This window comes from Butyricimonas sp. RTP31003st1_G1_RTP31003_210430 (assembly GCF_040920905.1).
Classification (GTDB): domain Bacteria; phylum Bacteroidota; class Bacteroidia; order Bacteroidales; family Marinifilaceae; genus Butyricimonas; species Butyricimonas paravirosa.
On record NZ_JBCOSQ010000003.1, the window covers coordinates 109,008 to 134,414 of the forward strand.

Here is a 25,407-nt window from a genome sequence, read left to right on the forward strand (position 1 = left end):
GTCATAAATTGGCAACCATAATTATCTCATAAACATTTTATTCAAAAGAAGAGTTCGAGCAACTGTTTCTTCTTCACGGGTTTTGTCAAGAATGCGTTACATCCGGCTTCCATGGCACTCACTCGGTCTGAATCGAAAGCATTGGCCGTAAGCGCAATAATCGGGATTTCGGTATCGAATTCCCGAATTTTCCGGGTAGCTTCCAAACCGCCCATAATCGGCATTTTCAAATCCATCAACACGAAGTCGAAATTTCCGTTACGAACCGCATCAACAGCCTCCACACCATTCTCCGCTCGCATAAGATCATAATCCTTAAGCATATGAAGTAACAATGCATAATTACTATCATTGTCTTCGGCCACCAAGATCTTTTTTCTTCTAGTTTCAAATTCACCGGACTTATCACACGGTGGCAGAGAAGACAAATCCAGAGTACTGCTACCTCCGGACACGGATATCTCACACGGAACCCATCCCCAAAAGGTCGAACCGACACCCGGTTCAGATGTAAACCCGATTTCACCTCCTGCGGCCTCGATGATGGCTTTGGAAATCGCAAGTCCCAAGCCGGTCCCTTGTGTAAATTCGTTGAGCTTCTGGAAACGTCCGAAAACCTGACTATGCAACTTTTTCGGTATGCCGCATCCTGTATCTTCAACATAAAAACGGAATCCCCCGTTTTCAACAGAGAATCCCATCCGGATATACCCGGAACGAGTACATTTCATCGCATTAGTCAAGAAATTCATCCACACCTGCTTAAGGCGATCTCGATCCAGAAAAACCCAGTAATCTTGCAATAATTTGTCTTGCAATAATTTAACATCCATATTCGGTATTTTTTGCAACATCATCCTATAGAGTTCATCACATAACTGCGTGATACTGAATTTTACCCGCTTGCTTTCTAGTATACCCGACTCAATCTTCGATAAGTCTAGAATATCATTAATAAGCCGTAACAACAATTCATTGTTTGACTCAATCATACGCCCACACTCTGCCCTTTCGTCCGGATCATCGCTATCGATTAATAGCTCGGAAAATCCAACAATCGCATTCAGTGGCGTACGTATCTCGTGGCTCATATTGGCTAGAAAAGCAGATTTGAGCCGATCTGAAAGTTCTGCCCTCTCTTTCATCTCTTTCAGTTCCCGAGCCATCTTTTCCCATTTCGTGTTGTTGAAAGCGATACCTGTATAACGGACGATATTTCCCCTTTTGTCCCACTCGGATGGTAGCCCGGTCACTATCAGAGACTGCCATTCCTGATCCCATTTCGTCCGAGAACGATATTCTAAGGTAAACTCCCTGGCTTCACCTCGCAACATTGTTTCGATATTCTCACGTATCCGTTCCGTATCATCGGGATGTGCCGCATTCAAATAATCCTCCGGAGAAATGTTTTTTTCGGAACGAAAATCATTAACAGAATCATTAAATGCTCTATATTGTCCTGTCTTCACGTCAAAATCCCAATAGGACATCCCTACCGTTTTAAACGTCAGCTCCATCTTGTAATTCCGTTCTTTAAGTTCTTCATTCAACTGATGAAGTTTAGAGATGTTCTGTCTGAAACCCGTGAAACGGGAGATTTTACCGCATTCCTCTTCTTCAAAAGGCACTCCAGTGATATTACAATATTGCCATATTTCATCGTATTTTGTCTGCATACGACAGGTAAAATTAATATTACTTCTCTCACCCGAAAGCATCGTTTGCAGTGCATCATTGACCAAAGACCGATCCTCCGGATGTATGACTTCCAAGTACTCATTTATGGACACCGGTCGACCGGCAACATAGTCGTTGACGGGATCGTTATAGGATTCGAATTTTCGTGCCTTCACATCGAAATCCCAATGAACGATATCATTGACTTTCATGGCTAGTTCGCGTTTAGCTTGCAGATCCTGTGCCTGTTTCGCCATCCTGAATTTTTCAGTTATATCCAATTGAGTCCCAACAATCTGTAGTTTACCCCGGTGTTCCGTGGAAAGCCGCATCCGGCTTTCGTAATGACGAAGGTCTTCCCCATCAGACATACGAACTGTAATTTGCCCCTGTTGAATTTCCCGGTTAACCAACCGGGAAAAGAGTTTCATCAACGGTATCCTGTCATTAGGATGCAACATTTCCTGTAATTCATTTAAGGTCATCCCCTCCCGAACAATAGGTTCCCCAAACAAAGGGGAGAACACTTGCTTATGGATATCGTACACCCATGAAGACATACTTGCAGCCTCCATCGCCATCTCAAGGTTTTTCTTGGCCTCTTCAGTACGGTATTCTGCCTCTTTGGTAGAAGTCACGTCATTAGTCAACAACATATGTCCCGCAATTACTCCTTCTTTATTGCAAATGGGAACTATTTTCACTTCATAAATGATCGATTTTTTATTCCGAGTCTGAAAGTATTCTCGGTTCATTCGGTCAAAATCGTATTCAAATTCCAGTACAATCTCTTCTCCAGTTTTTATTTTCATTTCCAGTTGTTCATCGACATACGGACTGTCAAAAAGATTCACCGTACCTATTACTGTGCCCGGCTCGACACCATAAATTTGCTCGGCTCGTTTATTCAATCCACGCAAAATTCCCTGGGAATCATAAATTTCGACACCCATTGGAAGACGTGCAAACACCCCTTCCGAAAAGAAAATCTGTTTGCTTAGCAATGTAGACATATCCTTCTCAAATGATATTTTACCTGCATCACAGGTATTCTCTTTCGTTTCCTTCATGATAACATTTTGTTTTTATCGTATAACGTGAACCGTTCGCCGGTATTCCGAGGGAGACATACCCGTCTGCCTCCGGAAAAAGCGACTTAAAGAAGATTGTGTGGCAAATCCGATTTGCCGGACGATATCTTTTATATCCAAGTCAGCATTCCGCAACAAGGATTTAATTTCGACAACCACGTAATCTGCAATCATCTCACGTGCCCTCTGACCATTCACTTCTTGAATGACCTGTGTCAAATATATAGAAGAGATACACAATTGATCCGCATAAAAAGCTACATCCCGGTGCGTGCCACAATATTCCGAGACGAGCATGGCGAATTTGAAAGCAATTCTCTCTTTATGGGAATTGAGAAGGGGATAGTTTTCCGAAGAAGTTCTTTTTTGGAAGGCCACGTAATGATCCCAATAATAAATCCGCAATAAATGAAGAATGGTCTCGTTCCGGAAAACAGGATCGTCATTGTTTCCACGAAAATCGAGCGCCCGACAATACCCTAGAAACCTTTTGATATCATTGTCTCCGAGACGGGTATAAAAATTCTTCCGCATATAAAAGAAAAAAGCAGGAGTCAATTTTCCAAGACCACTCATAATATCCAAGAACATCACTTTGTCTACCTTAAAAAAGGTCATGGAAAAATCATCACTGATTTCACTAATAGAAACCAATTGTTGTGGTAAAATGGTGATTAACTCGCCTTCAGAAATCCGATAGCGAACTGAAAAAAGTTGTATAACGGCACTGCCTCCCGTACAAATTCCGTTAAAACCTTCTTTAAGGTAGGCCTCATGTTCATTTGCGGGAAGTAATGAAATATCCGTATGTATCTGAAAATTCTCCACTTATTTGCTATTTAGAGCCTTTATCCGATACAAAAGTACATTATTCCTATTTCATTCCGGATTTTCCCATAAAAAATGAACGCAATCCATAAGTTTGAGTATCAAAAACGACAATTCCCCCCCAAAGATTCGTGCTTTGCAATTCCTTCAACAAAATCGCTCGTCAAAATTTGTGGTTATTAAAATATTCCCGTAATTTTCGGATGGCTCCGTATTTCAATGTCTTGACCGTATTGATTGAAACATCAATTAATAATGCTATCTCTTTATTATCATACCCGGAGAGAACGAGACGCATAATGAGGGCTGCCTGAGGGGGAAGTTGATTAATACCATTGACCAGTATTTGGTTGGATTCCTCTTCAATTAAAATGTTTAGTATTTCAGGATCCTCGCTTTCATCTTGGGGAAGTTTAGCATAGCGTTCTTTCTCGTGTTTCACTTGACGAAGATGACTTATTGCCTCATTTCTGATCATGATGAAAAGGAAATCATCGATAGAATCAAGATTCATGTATTTCTCCCGCTTTTCCCAAAACTTGAAAAGTACATTTTGTGTGATGTCCTGGGCGGTGTCATTATCAACAAAACGCCTTGCCACCGCACATAAAGATGCGTAATGATTTCGAATAAATTTCTCTAAAGCTGAATAATCTTCCATGCACTATCAAGTGAGTTCCACTTACAAATATAGTATTAATTTCCTTAAAAAAAATTTACTAGTAACAAATATCCAGTCCCCGAACAAACATGGAACTCTCTCTCTTCCAGAATATATTATTCAATATGGCTCCGCATCTATTCAACTTTCTGGCCGTGGAGGACTAATGTAAGACGTAAATACAATCACCATCATCAAACGTACCGATCTCTTTGTTAACATCACAAAATAATCACCTATCAATCAATTATTTGAACCTACTACTATTCTTTTTTGAAAATAAAAATGGAATTCTATTCATCCCGTTTTCATGTCACGACGTCATTTATATAAACGAACAAAAAAATTATCATGGATTATTCAAAAGCAAGACAGTTGGCCGAGATTATCGTCAAGATTAGATTAAGGAATGTAACGTTTCAAGAACGAGCCACTCTAGCTGATTGGTTGGAAGAAAGCGAGAATAATCGTCAATTATACAAACGAATCGTACGCGGGCAGAGTATTGCTAAAAGACTGAAAGAAGAGGATCAAATCAATGAATCGGTTAATTTTGTACTTGTACGAGATGGTATCATCCGGCGTTTGGTGAGAAAACAACAAACAAGAAGATTCTTGAGGTTGGTGAGTGGGAGTATATCCGCCGCATGTCTGGTGGGAGCCGTGTTGTTTGTACTGAATAATAAACCGGACAAAGAAATCCGAAGAACCTCGGGAGAAGAAAATATAATCGTTGCTGCAAAGCCGGAAACAAATACCCGGGCAATGTTAATACTGGCAGACGGGGCTCAGATTGATTTGGTTCATGATCTCCCGGAAGTGGTGGAACAAAAGAGAGCGATTATCCGGGGAGAAAATGGTAAACTTTTGTATGAAGTAAAACGGGATTCTCTCTTAAACGATGAAACCGTGGAGGAAACTTTCAACCGAGTGGTTACTTACGTCGGTGGTGATTATTTTCTGACATTAAGTGACGGTACACGGGTATGGTTAAATGCAGACTCGGAACTGGAATTTCCGGTTAGTTTCGTGGGAAACGAACGGGTCGTGAAATTACAGGGAGAAGCTTATTTCGAGGTGCAACGAGATGTTAACAAGCCTTTTATTGTCGACGCAAATGGTTTGAGGACACGAGTATTAGGAACTTCCTTTAACGTGAAAGCTTACCGAGACGAGCAAAATGTTTTCACAACTTTGGTTAAGGGAAGTGTCGCGGTGGAAGTGCTGGATAATGGAAATGTACCCACTTCGAGAGTTGTGCTTGAACCGGGAATGCAAGCCATGTGGCATGAGGGAAGTAAGGCCATTTCGGTACAGCCGGTAAATGTCGCTAATATTGCCGCCTGGAAAGACGGTAAATTCATTTTCACAGAAGAGGATATAGAGGTGGTTTTAAGGACTTTGTCCCGCTGGTACGGGGTGAATTTCATTTGCAAAGACACGCAAATGGAAAAATATACGTTTAACGGTTTGATCAATAAAGACGAGAAGTTGGAGACCGTGTTGGAGAATTTGACATTGGCAGGAGGACCGATATTTAACGTCGTGGGTAAGAACGTGTATATAACGAAAAAATAAAACCGAAGCTGTTTGGGGCAGCTTCGGGAAAGCAACTTGCTAAAAAGCAAGTGAATCGTTTAATTAAATTATTTACAAATCTATGAAAAAAATGCGAAACCAGAAACGTTTTGTAGGCTTTTCCTATTGTTTTAAGCGACTATCCTTTACCGTTTGTATCGTAGGGATGTTGTCTTTCATGAATATGGAAGTTTACGGACAGGAAAAGACGAAACGAATCTCTCTTAAAGTAACAGATGTGTCTGTTTTGCAGGCACTACATGAAGTGAATCGTTTGTGTGATAACTTAGTCATGTTCCGCTCCGAAGAGATTATGAAGGAGAGGACCCGAATCACTCTGGACATGAAAAACAAACCCGTGCTAGAGGTCGTGAAAGAATGTTTGAAAGGAACGTCCCTAGGATGCGTGGAAAGAAACGGTAAGATTATTATCACGGTTGAGGGGGTAAAAACTTTGAAAATTACAGGACTCGTGACAGATGGTAAAATGCCACTTCCTGGAGTCACGGTACTGGTGAAGGGAGTACCCTTGGGAACCGTTACTACCACGAATGGAAAATATGTTTTGAGTCTACCAGCAATGGAAAAACTGACCTTGGTATTCTCCTTCGTGGGCATGGAAACCCAAGAGATCATGTACACGGGGAAAGACACGATAAACGTGGTCTTGCGGGAGGACGTGAAACAGATGAATGAAGTCGTGGTGACAGGTTACGGTAATATTTCCAAGGGGAATTACACGGGAGCAACCACCACGGTACGAGCCGAAGATATTCTGATGTCAGGGGCAACTTCCGTGGATCAAATGTTACAAGGCGTGGTGTCAGGAATGTTGGTGCGCAATACCACAGGACTAGTGGGGGCCACTCCAAAAGTACGGGTACGCGGAACTTCCACCTTGTTGGGTAGTCAAGAACCTGTGTGGGTGGTAGATGGCGTAATCCAACGGGACCCACAGCCATTCAACTCGGAAGATAACACAAAATTCTCCGTGGATGCTGATGACATCAAACAACTGGCGGGAAACGCAATTTCCTGGTTGAATCCGAATGATATTGAGAGCATCACGGTATTAAAAGATGCCTCGGCCACAGCTATCTATGGATCAAAAGCGGCAAACGGCGTGATCGTAATCACGACAAAGAAAGCGACTGCCGGAAAGTTACATGTAAACTATTCCGGTGATTTTTCTATCGGTCAACGCCCCCACTATGGTCTGTACGATTTGATGAATTCAGCAGAGCGAATGGATCTTTCACGGGATATTTACATGGAGCGTAGATGTTTTGGCGCAACAGACATCGTGTTACCGATCGGTTTTGAAGGACTGCTCAAGCGTTACTTGGACAAGAAAATCACGAAAGACGAGATGGAGGTGGAGTATCAGAAAATGTCTCGCCAGAACACAGACTGGTTCAAAATTCTATTCCGCAATTCATTCAATCACAACCATTCGTTGAGTATTAATGGAGGCTCGGAAAAAATTCAGAATCGAACCTCTTTCGGCTACAGTCGCCAATTGGGAGACGCAAAAGGAAATAATTTATCACAATTTACTGTAGCATCGAACACCACAGTCCGACTTTGGGAACAATTAACCGTGAACATGACGGTAAACGGCAGTATGCGTAAAGTGGACGGTTTTGCCTACGGGGTAGATCCTTTCTCGTATGCTTACAATACCTCCCGAGTGATCCCTTGTTATAACGAAGACGGCCCCCTTTTATATCATGAAAAATCCGGCCGTAATAGCGATGCCGTACAAGGTAAGACAACATACAATTATAATATTCTCAACGAGCAAGCACACACGGGAAGTGAGAATAATACACGTACGTGGGGAGCCACTTTCGATTTACGGTGGCTGTTATTCGGGGATCTGGAATACCAAGGAATGTTTTCCTACTCTTCCTCTTCTTCCGACTCGAAAAAGTATGCCACGGAACGTTCCTACTATATTTCAGAGATTCGGGGATACGAGTATGGTTCCGTGGCCCCCAACAGTGTAGAGACGATTTCTACCCCCTTACCAATGGGAGGTTTGCTAGAGACGGATTTGACAAACGTGTCGACCATCACAACCCGGAACGCACTGGTGTACAACAAGACGTTTAATCTTAAACACCGGATCACGTTGCAGGCAGGAATCGAGACCAACTCTTCCAAAACCAAAGGAGAATCCAACACACGCTGGGGATATATGCCCGACCGGGGAGAAACGTTTGCCATCCCGCCGACCGAGTATTATCAATATGGAGGCAGTCAATATTACAGGGATAATATTGATAAAGTTTCAGGAACTCATACCGTGGTAAATCGCATAGAAAACACGCTAAGCGAGTACGCAATGGCTGTTTACACTTATGATGATCGCTACGTGTTGAACCTAAGCGGACGTTTCGATGCATCCAATCGTTTCGGTCAAGATAAGAATAAACGTTTCCAACCAACCTGGTCGGCCGGGTTGAAATGGAGGGTTGTCAACGAACACTTTATCGGCAAACACTGGTGGTTGAACAACTTGGACCTTTATGGTTCCTACGGGTATCAAGGAAATACGGTAAATACGGTATCTCCGGAATTGATCGCTACTGACGTGTACGAATATTTATATAATTCTTACGGGTTGGAAATTGTTTCCTTGCCTTACCCGGATCTCGGCTGGGAAAAGACCAAGACTTGGAACGTGGGTATTGATGCCGCCTTCCTTGATGGTAGAGTAAATTTCAATTTCAACTGGTTTAAAAAGACCAGCGATGTACTCTCATCCAAAGGGGTTGCTTTGGAAAACGGAGTAGCCAACGGGATTATTTCCGGTTCCACGATGGAGAATTCCGGGTATGATTTCGTGATCAACGTGATACCAGTGAGGACAAAAAATTTCACGTGGCAACTGTCTTTGAATACATCACGAACCAAGAACAAAGTAACAAAAAACAGTCGGACAAATCTGCTGGACGATTACCTAGACGGTAATTGTATCGTTGACGGCGAGGCCTTCTCCACGTTCTATTCTTACGTGTTCGACCAACTGGAGCAAGAGTACGGCCGTCCCCGATTCAAATACATGGATTTAGAATCCGTGGAAGACATCAAGGATTTCATGGTAAACTCGGGTAAATTCACCCCGGATTTCTCGGGTGGATTGAACACCATGTTCAAGTATAAAAATATCACGCTCTATGCCCTGTTCGCAGTGCAATGGGGAGGACACAATCGTTTACCTAATCTCTACGAGGCTACAACAAGTAAAGACGGTTTGCCTCTTCCACATCAGAACGCATCCAAGAAATTGTTGAAGCGATGGAAAAAAGTAGGGGACAAAACGAATATTCCCTCACTTCCCAGTATAGGTAGTCGAACCGATATTATCTCTTTCCCGGAAAATACGGTTTTAGCAGCGAATTACAGATCAGGTGAAAATTCCTACGTGATGTATAATCAATCTGATGCACGGGTTGCTAACACAGACTTTATCCGCTGCCGTTCTCTATCGTTAGCCTACAATTTTGGCGAGAAGGCGTTGAATTCGATAGGATTAAGTCATTTACAATTGAAGTTAAGCATGACGAATCCCTTCATGTGGGTATCCGATAAAAAATGGGACGGGCTGGACCCGGAAACGGGCAACTGGCCGACCCGCCGGGTGACTTCGTTCTTCGTGCAAGTGATGTTCTAATAATTAACGAATAAAGAGATAAAGAGATGAGAAAGTATAGAAATATATATATCGTGCTGAACTTGATCTTCTCGCTGATGCTGGGGGCTTGTTCGGATTTTCTGGAAGAGTCCTCGCAGGACGAGACCATCCCAACCACCACGACAGATTACAGCGAACTGCTAATGATGTATATGTACAAAACATCCAAGTATAATTATAACGTGCTTTACTATCTGGATAATGATTTGAAGGTTAACGAAAGTAAATTACCGACAGGAGATTACATTTGGGGGCCGGCAGCCCTAATCCGCACCTTTACCTGGCAGCCGGATATGTGGGAACTGGAGAATGGAGCCTCCCCGGATGACGGCTACGAGTATACCTACACACAGATCATGGGGATCAACGCTGTTTTGGACGGCGTGGGGGATGCAGTCGGAACACAACGGGATCGAGATCTGATTCGGGCAGAAGCATTGGGCTTACGTGCTTTCGGTTATTTCCGGATCGTGAATATGTTCGGGGAACCTTATAATTACAACAAAAAAGCCTTAGGCGTACCTTTAAAATTGACAGCCGCCCTAGTAGAAAATGGGATCGCCCGGAGTACAGTGGAAGAGGTGTATAACCAGATTGTAGCCGACCTGGAAGAAGCGTCCAAATTGTTTGCAAAACACCCGAAGACAAGAGGCAACTACCGGCTGAACGGGACAACAGTCGACATTCTACTGGCCCGGGCTTACCTCTACATGGAGGAATACGACAAAGCTATCACGGCAGCCACACAAGCCATTGAATCTGCCGAGGGACTAAGCGACTACACGAAGATGAGCCACGGGGAAAAAGAATTCAGCTTGGCTAGATACGATCTCTCCGAGGTGGAGTGGCTGTACGGGAGGACTTACATTGATCCGTCCTTGTGTCCGACGGGGGAACTACTGACCGGATTTACGGCAGGCGATAAACGTCGAGACTTTTGGTTCCCGATTGATGCGACCTGGGTACACAAACAACTCTGTCCGGGAGAACTCGGCAATAATAGCGGTGCAAATACCCCGGGAAATGCCATCCGAATTTCGGAAGCATACCTAACGAGAGCAGAGGCCAGAATGCTATCGACCACAAACAAGGATGAGAGTGGGGCTTTGGCTGACTTGAACGAGTTACGTCGCCATCGTATCGTGGGTTACACGGACGAAACAAGCACGACGGGTTTATTGGAGAAAATCCGTCAGGAACGCCGCTTGGAATTGTGCTATGAGTTTCACCGCTGGTTCGACCTGCGCCGCTACGGGATGCCATCCATCAGCCGGGAGTTTAAACAACGACAACAAGACCAATACAGGATCTATACCTTGAAGGAGAAGGACCCAATGTACACTTTGCCTTTCCCGTTGGATATTGTCAACAAAAACATTCAGTTGGTACAAAATGCTTCCGCTAAGGCTCCGGAAAGAGAAGGCGTACTTAAATAACCGTTTAATCATGTAATAGAGATGAAAAAAATAAATTTATATTTGATTACCTTATGTCTGTTCGGATGCGTGGCTTGCACGGACGAGGATAAGGTGGGCAACGTGGGAACGTTACCACAGGATTACGTGTTACCGCAAGGGGAATCCCCGGCAGATGACCGGATCGTGGAGTATTACAACTCATATAAGAGTTATATCCTGTATGAATACACTCAACCAGATTTTATATACGGCCTATCACAAACCAACAACAGCTACATTTATGAAAAAGTTGATCCTTTATGCATGGATGTTGTATTGGATTTTTTGGAAGATATTTGGTTCGACCTCTATCTTACGGAGTTTCACGCAAAGTATATGCCTTATAAAATCATGGTGGCTAAATCCATGGAAACGACTTATGGCACACGGGCGTACGCAACCATGGGAAACGATGGCCAATCATTTTACGTGAATGATTGCTCGGAGGAATTGAAAAATTTGTCCTCAGAAGAGAAACGAGCCAAAAAGAACGAGTTGCAATTGTGCTTGTGGAATTACTGGCGCACCAAGGGAACTTTAGAGTTCCCGGAGGAATTTTACAAGGTGAGCGACTACACGCGGGCCGCCAAAGATTATGATCCCGAGAATCCGGATGATCCGGATTTTGCCTTGGCACGAGGTTTTATGCCAATGTGGTTCGCTTATCAAAATAAATACATCTTTGATTGGTGTTTGTATGTAAATTATCAAACCAAACTAGTAGATTCAGAGCAAGACTTGCAACATTTTATGTATGCCATGATCACCCGTACCGCAAGTGAATGGGGTGATTATCTCACGAAATACCCTTTACTAAAGCGTAAATATGACATATTACACAGCTGGTTTTTAACCAAATACAAAGTGGATTTAAAGAAAATAGGAGAAATCATGTACAATTAAAAAAATGGGGGTTCTACTCTCGGAATCCCCTTCCAACCAAGATTTGACAAGTGGTGGCTTAACAACACAAAAGAGCCACCTCAAGGGGGGTATTATGCCCAAGAAAAAGAGTTTGAATTGGAAGTATTATTAAATAAATCATTGTAACAAGTTAATTTAAGAATTTATGGAAGAGTCGATCTTAAAAGTAGAGAGACTGTCTCATCGCTATAGCGTTCAATGGGCGGTGCGGGACATCAGTTTAGAAATTAGTAAAAACGGCATTTACGGCCTATTAGGTTCCAACGGGGCCGGCAAGTCAACGATGATGAATATCATCTGCGGTGTTCTCAAGCAAACAGAAGGAAGCGTCCATATCAAAGGGATCAATATGCGGGAGAACCCGGTAGCAGCCAAACGCCATATCGGCTTTCTGCCACAGCAACCACCACTGCAAATGGACTTGACAGTGGAAGAGTATTTGGAGTATTGTTCCTTCATGCGGGACGTCCCCTCTAAAGAGGTAAACAAGGCTATTGATAAAGCTCTCGATCGCTGCGGTATCTCTCATTTTCGTAAACGAGTGATTCACAACCTTTCCGGTGGATACCAACAACGAGTGGGTATAGCCCAAGCCATCATTCATGAACCCGCCATAGTCGTGCTGGACGAGCCGACGAATGGTCTGGATCCCAACCAAATCGTAGAGGTACGCCACTTAATCAAGGATATTGCCCAAGATCGTACAGTAATCCTTTCCACCCATATTTTACCGGAAGTGCAGGCCACATGTGAATACATTCGTATGATCGAGCAGGGAACACTGGTATTCTCCGGTAGCGTGGACGAGTTTGATAATTATATCGTCCCTAGTACCGTGGAAGTATCACTGATCGCCCGCCCACCAGTGGAAGATTTACGATCCGGAATCCCGGGTGTACTTCAAGTGGAAGAATTAGGAGGAACAAGGTACCGCCTTCACTTTACCGATGCACAGGAGGCATTGGAAAGGGTAGCCGAGGTGAGCGCAACCCGTGGCTGGCGGTTAAATGAATTGAACATGGAGAAAAGTTCGCTGGATGCCATATTTGCAGAGTTATCAAAAAAATAACGTAATCCATAAAGAAAAAGATAGAAATGAAAAAGATTTTCAAGATAGCAAAAATGGAGCTGCAAACGCTCTTTTATTCACCAATAGCATGGTTGATTCTTGTGATTTTTGCCTTCCAGACGGTAACAAATTTCATGGGGAATATAGAATCGTATGTACAATCCCAAGAACTGGGTTACCCGGTATCATCGATCACGACCAGATTGTTTGCCAGTCCTTGGGGTGGATTATTCACGACTGTACAAGGTTACCTCTACCTTTACATCCCGCTTTTAACCATGGGGTTGATGAGCCGGGAATTAAGTAGTGGTTCAATCAAGTTGTTGTACTCATCACCCGTGACAAATTGGCAAATTATCCTTGGGAAATATCTCTCGATGATGATCTACGGGTTGGCACTAATTTTTGTATTACTGGTCATCGCATTGTTCGGCTCTTTCACAATTAAAGATTTCGATTTTCCAATGGTTTTGTCCGGTTTGTTGGGTCTCTACTTTTTGATTTGCGCTTATGCCGCAGTAGGTCTATTTATGTCGAGTTTGACGTCATACCAAGTGGTAGCAGCTATCATGACTCTGGTTGTACTCGGTTTATTGAGTTACGTGAAAAATTTGTGGCAGGAATTCGAGTTAGTACGAGAAATCACCTACTGGCTTTCCATCTCGGGACGTTCCGGGGAATTTATTCGCGGTTTGATTTGCAGCGAAGATGTGATTTATTTCATCACGGTATCAGCCTTGTTCTTAGTTTTAACGGTAATCCGCTTACAAGCAAACCGCCAGAAAGCGCCTTGGACAATGACGATCGGAAAGTACGCAAGTGTATTGTTGATCGCCAGCGTAATCGGATATTTCTCTTCCCGCCCGGCATTGATGACCTATTATGATGCCACGGCAACGAAATCAAACACGCTGACGGAGAATAGTCAAGACGTGGTGGCGAAGATGAAAGGCGGTTTAACAATCACGACATACGTGAATGCTTTGGATTTAAACGACTTGTGGACGGCCATGCCTGCACAGGTAAAGCAGGATCAAGAACGGTTCCGCCAATACGTGCGCTTTAAACCGGAAATCAAGATGAAATACGTGTACTATTACGACACGGTCATTGACCCTCGACAAGATGAGCGATGGCCGGATAAAAACACGCAAGAACGGTTCCAAGAGATTGTGAAAGGTTATCATTTGGACTCCACGATGTTCCTCGCACCGACAACCATCCGCAAGCAGATTGATTTGTGGCCGGAAGGCAACAGGTTCGTGCGTTTACTGGAACGGGAAAGTGGGGAAAAGACATTCCTGCGTGTATATAACGATATGTATCATCATCCATTCGAAACAGAGATCACGGCCGCTTTCAAACGTTTAGTGATGGAATTACCGAAAGTCGGATTCTTGACAGGCCACGGCGAACGGGACGTGAAAAAAATCGGCGACCGAGATTACAATACTTTCACTTGGGACAAACCCTTCCGTAACTCCTTGTTGAATCAAGGCTTCGATGTAGAGGAAGTAAACCTGAATAGCCCGATCCCGAAAGACATTAATATCTTGGTGATCGCCGAGATGAGAAGCGAACTACTCCCTACTCAAAAAACGAATCTAGATCAATATATCGCTCGCGGTGGTAATTTAATGATTTTAAGCGAACCCAAACGCAAGGAATATATGGACCCACTATTGGCCGAGTTTGGCGTAAAATTGGTACCCGGGCAATTGGTGAGCATCTCGGAAGATCACGCACCCGACCTAGTGGTAGTAAAACCGACGAAAGAGGGACAAGAATTGATTTACCACTTCGATCAGATGGCTAAATTGGAGTATGTAGTGGTAAATCCCGGAGTGTCCGGTTTGGAATTTAACCCAGAGAAAGGATACAAGGCAATACCGCTATTCGAGACCGACTCGCTGGTGTGGAACGAAATGCAAACCACCGATTTCGTAGACGACACGGCCCGCTTGAATCCGGACCTAGGGGAAGTGCAACAACGTTATAACACGACCTTGGCTCTAACTCGCAAGGTGAACGGAAGGACACAAAAAGTAATGGTATTTGGAGATGCAGATTGTATCAGTAACGGTGAATTGAGTTCCGGCCACAAGGGAATCCGGGCCAGCAACTTCACATTAATCCCGGGTAGTTTCTTCTGGTTGTCCGACGAAGAAGTACCTATTGACGTGCGCCGTCCAACCCCTCCTGATGACTTAGTTTATCTCAGCGAAAAAGAGGCCTCCACGTGGACAATTATTCTGCGATGGATCATCCCAGCGTTAATGATTATTTTAGCTCTCGTGATCTGGTTGCGTCGACGAGGGAGATAACGGAAGTAAAGTAAGGTTTTAGATCAAATGGCGTGTGAAGCAGAATTCAATTTTAGCGACACACGCCAAATTTGAAATGCTTGTAAACTTCCCAAGAAGGAGGTCTGCTAAAATATTACAAAGTAAGTAGATCCATTGAAATAATATTCAAATAAGTATTCTTCTCCGACATACTTGAGGTGAACCCACGCTTCATCTTCGCTCATGAGCGAAGATGTACCGAAATTGTACCGAGAGTGAAGCGAGAGTGTCCCCTATTTTCATCGAAATTACAACAGATGTTGACCGCATGATGTTACAATTTCCTGCCATGAAATAAAAACTATTCATAATTTCACGTTTATAGCATCTGTGTCGCTTTATCTACGGTAACTTCAAATACCCTAGTAAGAAAGGGAAATTTCTTTTTCATATATTCATATTCATCACCAGAACTGATATATCGAGCCGTTCCCGTGACAATAAAACCTGTTCCCTGATAATCCTTATAGCCTAAAACTTCTCTACTACCTAATGCCAGTTTTATTTTGTTATTCACATTAACATTCTTTTCAGTCTTCCTAAAACCGTGGGCTGGGATGAGAAGGCGTTCGTCGTCTGTAACCACGATATAAGAATTCCATGTATTAACAATATGAGGTTCAACACCCCATGACATAACAGTTACAACACCTTCATGTTTTAATACATCGAAGAATTTTTCGGGTAATCTTTTGTTTTCGTTCATATTTTTTTCAACTTGATTATTTTGTCTGGATATATTTACTTATTGTAATATGTACGTATCAAAAGACTTTTTGTTACTTTGCCCATGTAAAATTTAACTTCGTCGTTCAAGATAGGATTCCTCCTATTCTCCCCAAGTCGACATCAATCCGGTATCTTCACTTTCTTTGGTTCTTCATGCTGAAACCGCTCAAATTCCCGCAATACTAATACCATATCATTAACGAATTCATCACTACATCCCTTTTCAATCGCAGTCTGCAAGTACGTCTTTAATGTCGCTATCGCACACACGTCTTTTCCCGTCAAAACAAATGCCGGAACATCCTCCGTTAAGCATTTATGCAGAACTTGATGTTGATCTTTCATTTTATTTCAATTTATTATTTACTATATGCGAAGATACGACATCTTTAAGTTGTTATCGCCATCCGACACCACAAAAACAGTATTTTATAAAACATCATTATTCTTTTCCCCGTAGAAAAGCAATAAAACATAAAGTATTATGAAACACATCACTACACTCATCGCATTAGCCCTAGTGCTAGGCTCACTAGCGCCTCTTACCGCTCAAAACAAAATGACGGCAAAGGAAAAACGTACGCAAACCAGACAAGAGCGTAAAATCGCTCAACAAAAAGTAAAAGAAGAATTGTACCAAGACGCTGTTCGTGCTTTAGAAAACAACACGTTCGTACTAGAGGCCAATCGACTGATCTTCAAGCGAGGTAGATCGGCAAATGTCAGTTCAATCAAAAATTTCATTTCCATGGCAAACAAAAAAGCCACGGTGCAAGTAAGTTTTGACACCCCTCGCCCACTTCAAAACGGGTTGGGTGGTTTTACCGTAGAAGGCAATGTTTCAGACATCCGGATGAAAAAGGATAAAAAAGGAAGTATCATTTATAGCTTTCTCGTCCAAGGAGTCAGCATTTCCGCACAAGTCAGCCTTACTCTTCACCGGGGTTCAAATAATGTATCGGCAAACATCTCACCTTCATTCCACTCCAATACACTCACCATGACCGGAGAATTAGTGACACAAGAAAAAGCTCGTGTCTTTGAAGGATTTAAACGTTAAATCTACATCTGATTACTTTTAAAAGACAATATTTTTCGAAAATCACAAAGACCCTTTTCCGATTCTAAGTAAAGAACCAAGAAAAGGGTTTCTTTTATAAAGACAAAATAAATAATAAAAATCTCACTTACTGTTTTTTTGTGTAAAGTACTAAAAAAAGAAATTTATTAATATACATTTGCAGAAGGAATTCCGGTCGAAACGAGAAAAAAGCTTTAACTCATGGAGAAAAGTGAAAAAGAAATAATAGAACGCTTGAATGCAAAAGATAAACAAGCATTCGAATACGTCTTTATCCAATTTTACAACTCATTGTGTTATTTTGCAGACAAATATGTCTGCGATAAAGAAGCAGCTCAAGATATTGTTCAGGAAGTCTTTACCTGGTTTTATGAAAAAAGGAACTCTTTTGACAGTTTACTAGCTGTTAAATCCTATCTTTACGGAAGCGTGTATAACAAAGCAATAAATTTTTTGAAGACCAACCGGAACCAAGCTGCAATTCGGGAAAAGATGAAAAACTTTCTTTCCGAGGAAGATAACAGTTATGAAGAATTTCAGATTGAAACAGAGGTATTCGAGGAAATATTTCAAGCTATTGAAGAACTTCCAACCGAATGTAAGCGCATCTTCAAAATGAGTTACATTGAAGGGAAAAGTACGAAATCAATTATGGAAACTCTAGAGATCGCTGAATCCACGATAAAGACACAACGCCAAAGAGCAAAGAAAATACTGAAAGACAGGCTAAAACACCTTTACCCTCTGGCTGTCGCAATTTTTTCTATAAATTAATTCATTTTTTTGTCATCCTTTTTCCTTTTCATTTGCTTTATAAGAAAAAGAAAAAATGAAATTAGCCGAAAGAAAAAAGATAGCGCACCTGATGTTTCTCTCTCTCTTTGACTTGATAGACGAAGAGAAGCGGTCGGAATTAAATAAATGGTTGAAAAAAAGAAAAGAAAATCAAACACTTTTTCAACACCTAGAAGATCCTGCTTATCAATCACAACATTTTTCAAGATACACACAATTCAACGCTATTGAAGGATGGGAAAAAGTAGAACCTCGGTTAAAATCAAAATCCAATAACCGATTCTATCGTTTATTACCTTATGCTGCAATCTTAATTCTATGCATCGGAATTATTACCTTTTTACGCATAAATTCCCCTCAAACGAACATTCCCGTATCCCTGCATAAAAACATATCGAACCCTACAGTCCGCTTGGTAATGGAAGACGGAAATACGCTGGAATTAAACACGACAGATTCCTCTCAAAGACTTGAACACGAGGATTTCAAGAGCGATGGAAAACAACTTGTTTACAAACATACAGAATCCTCCGGCTCTCCACGTTTCCATTTACTACAAGTGCCCAGAGGTGGAGAATATGCTCTGGTATTGGCAGACGGAACACGAGTATGGTTAAATGCGGAAACTGAATTAAGTTATCCCAGTTATTTTTCAGGAAAAGACCGAAGAGTCAAGCTAAAAGGAGAGGCTTATTTTGAAGTCACCGCAGACACTTCCATGCCTTTCATTGTTGAAACAGAACATTTACAAATCAACGTTTTAGGGACCTCATTCAACATTTCAGCTTATCCCGACGAATCGCACCATGCAACACTCGCCAAAGGAAAGATCAAAGCAATATATGAAGAGAAACAAGTGATATTATCCCCCGGAGAACAAGCCTTATTAACAGATTCAGGCATGATCGTACATGCGGTCGATATCGCCACTTATACAAGTTGGAAAGAAAGAAGGTTCGTATTCAAGAATAAACCCTTACAAGAAGTTGCCCGGGATTTGGAACGCTGGTATAATGTTCGCCTCACTATTCGTCAGGATGCTCAACCAATACGTTTAACAGCAAATTTACCCAAATACGAAAATATAGAGAAAATATTACATATCATCGAAAATATTGCCCGTGTAAAATGTGAAACAAATGATCAAGAAATTATTATAAAACCAGAATGAAAAACAGGAAAGTATTAGCACTACTTCCCTGTAAGTAATCAATTAATTCCCTATTGGCGTAGGGTCATATTATTAATTCAAACACAAAGTTATGAAAAAGAATCAAGAATTTGATGTTGGAAGAAGTTCCAGCATGATAAAAAAGATTTGCGTGATGATGAAATTAGTCGTATGCTTACTGACATTGGGCTTCTCAACCGTAATGGGCAGTACCAATGCACAAGTGAAATTAAGTTTGTCGCTGACAAACGCAACACTACCGGAAATATTCGAAGAGATTTCCCGACAAACTGGTTATCACTTTGCATATAGTGATAACCTGCTGGAAAAACAAAAACGAATAACGATCTTTTTTAATCAAACTGATCTGGATGTTGTTTTACAAACTTGTTTAAAAGAAACAGGATTAGGCTACCGTGTAGAAGACAAGATCGTCATGATCTCGTCCAAATTCGCCTTACCTCAGGAACAGGATACCAAACGGGAAATCCGAGGTATGGTACGGGACAAGGAAGGTCTACCTCTTCCGGGAGTGACCGTTTTAATTAAAGGTACCACTCAAGGCGTAGCCACACACCACGATGGAACTTTTGGTTTTATGCTCCCCCAAAAAGGAAAAACGACACTGGTATTTTCATTTGTCGGTATGCAAACACAAGAAGTTGTTGTTGACGAAAAAGACAAATTAATAGAAATTACACTAGAAGCCGCCTCCGAGGATCTTCAAGAAGTAGTGGTCACTGGATATTCATCCTTACCCAAAGAACGCGCGACAGGATCTATCAACGTTATTTCAAAAAAGCAATTGGACAAACCTACAACAAACTTTGCTTCAAGGTTAATCGGAACAACTGCGGGATTGGCATCTACTCTTGATTCGGAGGGGAACCCAACTTTTGAAATACGAGGACAAACGTCCCTATACGCAAACGCACAACCCCTGCTTGTCGTTGACGGCTTTCCCGTGGAAGGTGGTTTTAACAGTATCAATCCGAATGATGTTGAAAGCGTTACGATACTAAAAGATGCTGCTGCCGCCTCTATTTGGGGAGCCAGAGCCGCCAACGGGGTTATCGTAGTGACCACAAAAAAAGCCGAAGCTGGTAATCGGTTGAAAGTAGAACTAAGTGGCTTCGTAAAATTCAGCCCAAAATTGGATCTCAATTACGTTAATCCTTTGGCTAGTTCTTCCGAAACAATAGATTACGAGCAAATGGCTTTTGACCGTTGGAGTACCACCCAGAATAACGGTAATCTGCAACGAGATTATTACATGGCTTATTCTCAAGGGTTAACAGCATTAAATGAATACCGTCTGGGGAATATCACAGAAATTGAGAAAAACGATATTTTAAATGCCCTCCGCAAGAATGACAATCGTGGCCAAATCAAGCATCATATGCTGGTCGTACCTCTAAGCCAACAATATAACCTTACCGTATCAAGCGCTTCACAACGTAGTAGCAATATATTCTCTTTTATGTTCTCTGACCATCAATCCCAATTCAAAAATACGGATTCACAAGAATATATGCTAAACTACCGAAATTTTGCCAAGATCACGAAATGGATGGACTTCTCCCTTTCCGGAATGTTACATTATAGCAAAGACAATAATAACGGTTGCTCATTAGCCACGATCCAAGCTCTTTCTCCCTATGATATGCTGATAGACGAAAACGGAGATTATCTGAATGTTATTAACGATTATTACCAACCTATCATTGAGAACCAAGTCCCTGTTGAAAAATTCCCTTATTCAGACTGGAGTTATAACCCTCTTTCAGAAATGGATAACCGTGATCTTACCACGCAAAAACTAAATATTCGTTTGCAGGCAGGAATTACCTTGCAATTATTGAAAGGACTTTCTTATGATGCGAAAGTACAGTATGAAATTTTACAAGACGAAAGCCGAAATCTATACAAAGAAGGTTCATATTACGTCAGGAATCTTGTGAACACATCATCGACATGGAATAAGACCGACGGAACCGTCACCCCGAACCTGATGAAAGGAGATATACTCGAAGAGCGTCAAGTCCGGACAACCGGGTATAATTTCCGTAATCAACTGAATTTTAGTAGAAGATTCGACAAACATGAAATCGATGCTATCGCCGGAACAGAGATAAGCAATACAATTATCAAAGGAACTGCCTCCCCGACTGTTTATGGGTATAATGATGATCGGTTAACAGTAGGAACATTCCCCAACGGGACAACCGTGAAGGACTGGATGGGCTATAACAAAACATTTTACTACACGCCCAGTTATTCTTATCTGACTAGCCGATACTTCTCTCTATATGGCAATGTCGCATACACATTCGATAGCAAGTACACGTTATCGGGTAGCGTCCGCACGGATGCCTCGAACTTAATCACAGACGATCCCAAATACCGTTATTCGCCATTCTGGTCAATAGGACTCCGCTGGCAACTCTATCGGGAAAAATTCATGACAAGTATCGAGTGGTTGGATCGCCTAACTTTACGTGTAACCTATGGTTATAACGGTAACGTAGATAATAGTACTTCTTTTAGACCCTTGATTTCACTACAATCTACCCCGGACCTTTACACGAACGAGAACGTAGCCACTATCGCCAGTTTCGGTAATCCGACTCTCCGTTGGGAGAAAGTAGGGACTCTCAATATCGGATTTGATTATTCCATATTTGCTGGGAAACTACTCGGGAAACTGGATTATTACCGGAAAGACGGGAAAGACTTACTAGCTAAAATTTCTATCCCTTCCATTAACGGGACGACCAGCCAGAAGTTTAACAATGCTGCCATGCAGAATCATGGTATCGAATTAGAAATCGGAACCACACTTGCCATCACAGAAAATATAGAATGGCAAGGCAATCTGAATTTCGCTTGGAACCGTAACAAGATCACAAAACTATTCAAACAGAATTACACTTCTTCCGACCTAGCTTACGGAGACGCCACCAGTGCCTACGTAGAAGGAAAAAATTCACAAACTTTATGGGCTTACAAATACGCAGGAATTCATAATGTAGGAACCGCAGAATCTCCGGATTGGCAACCCATGGTGCAAGGTCCAGACGAAGACACCCTTTTCGCTTTTGCAGACGGATTTCCCAAAGGAGATGCCACAACCTACATGCTAGACATGGGCACGAAAGTAGCACCCTACACGCTAGGATTTACCAATCAATTCAAGATTTACAATTTTGATTTTTCCTTTATCATCACGGGCAAATTCGGCCATGTATTCAACCATCATTCGTTTAACTACCCGGATGTCAGCGCAAAGGCATTACCCAACGCCAGATATTCAGAAGTTCTGAATTGTGATCCGATGAAGATGTTACCGTTACCCCAAAACGACGTGGAAAAGACGTATAGCACATGGTTTCCCATGTACAAGAGCCTGGACTATCTAGCAGATAAGGCGAATCACGTTCGTCTACAGGAAATCAACCTGACCTACCATGTACCGGCTAAATTATTAGCAAAAATCGGTATTTCCTCTTTACGTCTCTACGCTCAAGCTAACAACTTGTTCGTGATTACTAATAACAAATATGATGAGGACCCGGAAACACCATTAGGGACTTATCGTTTGCAGCCTCAATACACTTTTGGATTTAAGTTAGATTTCTAAAACAAGAAGCCATGAAAAAAGCAATTGAAATATCAAGAAAAATAGCATCCATCATCTGTGGGATCATTCTATTCACCGCTTGTGATGACTTTTTGGACGAATTACCCTCCAAAAGTACACGTCTACCTGTTAGCACGATTGAACAGTTAGATGCTATCCTAGCTAAATATACTGATTTTTGCGAAGAACCCAATAAAGCTGCACTATGCGGGCATGATGACTACGGATTTCCTGTCGCATTATATGATGCTCAACCGATGTTCTTTCCCGGACCAACCCAAATCCTTCAAAGCTATTTGTGGGACTACGAGAATTTAGCTAATGGAAGTGATGTCTTCTGGGGCGGGGACGGATACAATAAATCAGGCGAATACAGTAAGATTTTCCGGGCAAACATGGTACTCTCTTGCTTGAACGATGTTGAAGGTAGTAATGAAGACAAAGCTAGGCTAAAAGCGGAGGCCCATTTCATTAGAGCTTACAGCCATTGGAATCTTGTAAACACTTATAGTCTACCTTACACGGATGCCACAAAGACTGAACCCGGCATACCTTTGAAAAGATCTACAAGTTTTGAAGAATCCGCAGGAAGAGGAACTCTTGAAGATACATACAAATTTATCGAATCTGATTTACAAGAGGCCCTTAAATGCAAAACCACATTAATACAAGATGGTAAATGTAAACATTGGAGAGCCAACACAGCCGGCATTAACGGTTTCATGGCTCGATATTACCTGAACCGTAATGATTATACCAATGCACTAAAGCATGCAAATGATGCTCTAACAGAATACAGTACATTAGTGGATTACAACACTGAAATGGGTGAGGAAGATTCAATGGGTATAGGAATTAATTTCCCGACCACGTTCGAATGGGATGCCGATATATATACCAAACGGATTGAATGGAAAGAAACACTTTATATGAAATTCCTGTACTCGACAAATGTATCAACTCTATTTTTCCCAAGTGAAGATTTACAGGATTTATATGACACGGAGCATGACCTTCGTTACAAATACCACTTTACTGAAGGAGTGATGGATATGTACCTTTGCGATTACCCTTATCCGGTATACACATTCTTTTCTATGAACCATATTCCTAGCGGACCAACTACCGCTGAGATGTATTTGATCAAAGCTGAAAGTCAAGCACGTTTAGGTGATTACACCCAAGCGATAGAGACTGTAAACACATTAAGAGCTAAACGTATGGTTCCCGGTAAATGGGTAAAGCTTCAAGCAAATAATCAAACGGAAGCCATCCGTCAAATTTTAGAAGAAAGACGTCGAGAAATGCCATTCTCTCAACGTTGGTTCGACCTTCGTAGGCTAAATAACAACGAAGACCCTAATGACGACATCGCAGACGTTACCCGAACATTCTACCGCATCAGTTCCACAGCCATCTATGATAAAGAGGAACCAATTATTTATACATTGAAAAAGAACTCTAGAAAATACGCATTCCCGATCAGAGAGAACGAGATTGAATTATCCAATGGAGCTATGCAACAAAATATTTATTAAAACATTAATGATGAAAAATTTTATAATATACATCGCATTATTCCTTACTTTTGGTTATGCCGGCTGTGGTAAGCCTGCTTGTGTTATACAAGGAAAAATTGAATCAAAATGGAACGGTAAAACCGTGTATTTACAAATCATTGAAGAAGAAAATATGAGACCGCAGTCCATTGATTCAACCATAATTAATCAAGGAGAATTCAAGTTCGCACAAACCTCTGTCTCTCCTCAAACCGCCTTATTGAGTATCATCGAACAGGGGAAATCTGCATGGACAACTCAATTCATATTGGAAGAGGGCAATATCAAGATCACTTCTGACAGTCAGGGGAACACGCTAATTGCAGGAACTCCTAACAACGAACTCTTGCAACAGCATTTCAATCGCTGGTATATTCCCTACAACAAAATGAGGCAATCTTCCGAAGAAATGTACCGTTTGGAACAAGCCGGACAACTAACACGTAACACGCTAGATTCCCTAGACAAAAATAGTCAAAGTTATATGCGAGAAATGCGACTACTTTCGCTAGAATTTGTCAAAGAAAACATTAATAATCCGGCAGGTAAAAGTTTACTCATGGAAATTATGGGACTACCGGATCGCTTACTCGTCGATGTGGTTGAAAAAGCCGATTCAATAAGCCTCCACCATCCCCTTATGCAACAGATTTCCAAACGGATAAACACGTACAAAGCCGTAGCTGTAGGCAAGATATTCCAAGATGTGATTGCAGTAAACATGCAAGACCAACCTAGCCGTTTATCCGATTATGCAGGTAAAGGTAAATATGTGCTAATTGATTTTTGGGCATCATGGTGTAAACCATGCTGTATTGAAATGCCGGAACTAAAACAACTATATCATCAATACAAGGAGAAGGGTTTGGAGATTGTCAGCATATCTATTGATCAAGACAAAGATGCCTGGCAAAAAAAGATCAAGGAGCTACAAATGAATTGGCCACAAATGATCGATGAAAATAAAGAAGCATCTAAAACATACGTGGTAGGAGCAATTCCTCACACGATATTACTGGATCCAACAGGAGGCATCCTTGCAAAAGACCTAAGAGGAAAAGAATTAGAAGAAAAGATTGCTCAATATTTAAAATAACAGATT

The 25,407-nt window shown here is 41.8% G+C and carries 17 protein-coding genes; 12 read left to right on the plus strand and 5 right to left on the minus strand.

From position 1 onward, the window contains the following. Window positions 1–41: 41 nt before the first annotated feature. The 3 genes from AB5542_RS01840 to AB5542_RS01850 all read right to left on the minus strand — a co-directional run bounded on the left by AB5542_RS01840 (window position 42) and on the right by AB5542_RS01850 (window position 4,257). The gene (locus AB5542_RS01840) at window positions 42–2,747 is read right to left on the minus strand and encodes a hybrid sensor histidine kinase/response regulator (RefSeq protein WP_279039488.1); all 2,706 of its coding nucleotides are present in this window, start codon (window positions 2,745–2,747) and stop codon (window positions 42–44) included. Between the two features lie 15 nt (window positions 2,748–2,762). Next, window positions 2,763–3,596, minus strand: a complete 834-nt coding sequence (locus AB5542_RS01845) for a helix-turn-helix domain-containing protein (RefSeq protein ID WP_279039490.1) — start codon at window positions 3,594–3,596, stop codon at window positions 2,763–2,765. Window positions 3,597–3,759: 163 nt separating this feature from the next. Next, window positions 3,760–4,257, minus strand: coding sequence for an RNA polymerase sigma factor (locus AB5542_RS01850; protein ID WP_118305159.1), 498 nt, complete (start codon window positions 4,255–4,257; stop codon window positions 3,760–3,762). Between the two features lie 351 nt (window positions 4,258–4,608). Here AB5542_RS01850 and AB5542_RS01855 point away from each other — a divergent pair, with 351 nt between their 5' ends. The 6 genes from AB5542_RS01855 (at window position 4,609) to AB5542_RS01880 (ending at window position 15,309) form a co-directional block, all read left to right on the plus strand. Continuing rightward, on the plus strand, window positions 4,609–5,835 hold the full coding sequence (locus tag AB5542_RS01855) for a FecR family protein (protein ID WP_087422650.1): 1,227 nt from the start codon (window positions 4,609–4,611) through the stop codon (window positions 5,833–5,835). 82 nt (window positions 5,836–5,917) lie between these two features. Next, window positions 5,918–9,514: a SusC/RagA family TonB-linked outer membrane protein gene (locus tag AB5542_RS01860; RefSeq protein ID WP_279039492.1), complete on the plus strand. Its 3,597-nt coding sequence runs from the start codon at window positions 5,918–5,920 to the stop codon at window positions 9,512–9,514. 26 nt (window positions 9,515–9,540) lie between these two features. Then, window positions 9,541–10,971 (plus strand): RagB/SusD family nutrient uptake outer membrane protein, encoded by a 1,431-nt coding sequence (locus AB5542_RS01865; protein ID WP_279039493.1) that lies wholly within the window; start codon window positions 9,541–9,543, stop codon window positions 10,969–10,971. A 21-nt stretch (window positions 10,972–10,992) separates the two neighbouring features. Then, a complete protein-coding gene (locus AB5542_RS01870; protein ID WP_279039494.1) occupies window positions 10,993–11,895 on the plus strand; it encodes a hypothetical protein in 903 nt (300 codons plus the stop codon). Window positions 11,896–12,061: 166 nt separating this feature from the next. After that, window positions 12,062–12,985, plus strand: a complete 924-nt coding sequence (locus tag AB5542_RS01875; RefSeq protein WP_279039496.1) for an ABC transporter ATP-binding protein — start codon at window positions 12,062–12,064, stop codon at window positions 12,983–12,985. A gap of 26 nt (window positions 12,986–13,011) precedes the next feature. Beyond that, window positions 13,012–15,309 carry a Gldg family protein gene (locus AB5542_RS01880; RefSeq protein ID WP_279039498.1) on the plus strand — a complete coding sequence of 766 codons (2,298 nt, stop codon included), beginning with the start codon at window positions 13,012–13,014 and terminating at the stop codon, window positions 15,307–15,309. Window positions 15,310–15,649: 340 nt separating this feature from the next. Here AB5542_RS01880 and AB5542_RS01885 read toward each other — a convergent pair whose 3' ends face one another. Both AB5542_RS01885 and AB5542_RS01890 read right to left on the minus strand, forming a co-directional pair. After that, the gene (locus AB5542_RS01885; RefSeq protein WP_279039500.1) at window positions 15,650–16,036 is read right to left on the minus strand and encodes a pyridoxamine 5'-phosphate oxidase family protein; all 387 of its coding nucleotides are present in this window, start codon (window positions 16,034–16,036) and stop codon (window positions 15,650–15,652) included. A gap of 143 nt (window positions 16,037–16,179) precedes the next feature. Then, the gene (locus AB5542_RS01890) at window positions 16,180–16,404 is read right to left on the minus strand and encodes a hypothetical protein (protein ID WP_087422657.1); all 225 of its coding nucleotides are present in this window, start codon (window positions 16,402–16,404) and stop codon (window positions 16,180–16,182) included. A gap of 139 nt (window positions 16,405–16,543) precedes the next feature. On the opposite strand from AB5542_RS01890, the gene AB5542_RS01895 reads away from it, so the two are divergent. The 6 genes from AB5542_RS01895 (at window position 16,544) to AB5542_RS01920 (ending at window position 25,401) form a co-directional block, all read left to right on the plus strand. Then, window positions 16,544–17,119, plus strand: coding sequence for a DUF4251 domain-containing protein (locus tag AB5542_RS01895; RefSeq protein WP_087422658.1), 576 nt, complete (start codon window positions 16,544–16,546; stop codon window positions 17,117–17,119). A gap of 222 nt (window positions 17,120–17,341) precedes the next feature. Beyond that, on the plus strand, window positions 17,342–17,914 hold the full coding sequence (locus tag AB5542_RS01900) for an RNA polymerase sigma factor (RefSeq protein WP_209279557.1): 573 nt from the start codon (window positions 17,342–17,344) through the stop codon (window positions 17,912–17,914). 55 nt (window positions 17,915–17,969) lie between these two features. Next, a complete protein-coding gene (locus AB5542_RS01905; RefSeq protein WP_279039503.1) occupies window positions 17,970–19,106 on the plus strand; it encodes a FecR family protein in 1,137 nt (378 codons plus the stop codon). Window positions 19,107–19,197: 91 nt separating this feature from the next. Continuing rightward, window positions 19,198–22,746: a SusC/RagA family TonB-linked outer membrane protein gene (locus tag AB5542_RS01910; protein ID WP_279039505.1), complete on the plus strand. Its 3,549-nt coding sequence runs from the start codon at window positions 19,198–19,200 to the stop codon at window positions 22,744–22,746. Between the two features lie 11 nt (window positions 22,747–22,757). Continuing rightward, a complete protein-coding gene (locus AB5542_RS01915) occupies window positions 22,758–24,284 on the plus strand; it encodes a RagB/SusD family nutrient uptake outer membrane protein (RefSeq protein ID WP_279039507.1) in 1,527 nt (508 codons plus the stop codon). Window positions 24,285–24,294: 10 nt separating this feature from the next. Next, a complete protein-coding gene (locus AB5542_RS01920) occupies window positions 24,295–25,401 on the plus strand; it encodes a TlpA disulfide reductase family protein (protein ID WP_279039509.1) in 1,107 nt (368 codons plus the stop codon). Window positions 25,402–25,407 lie beyond the last annotated feature (6 nt).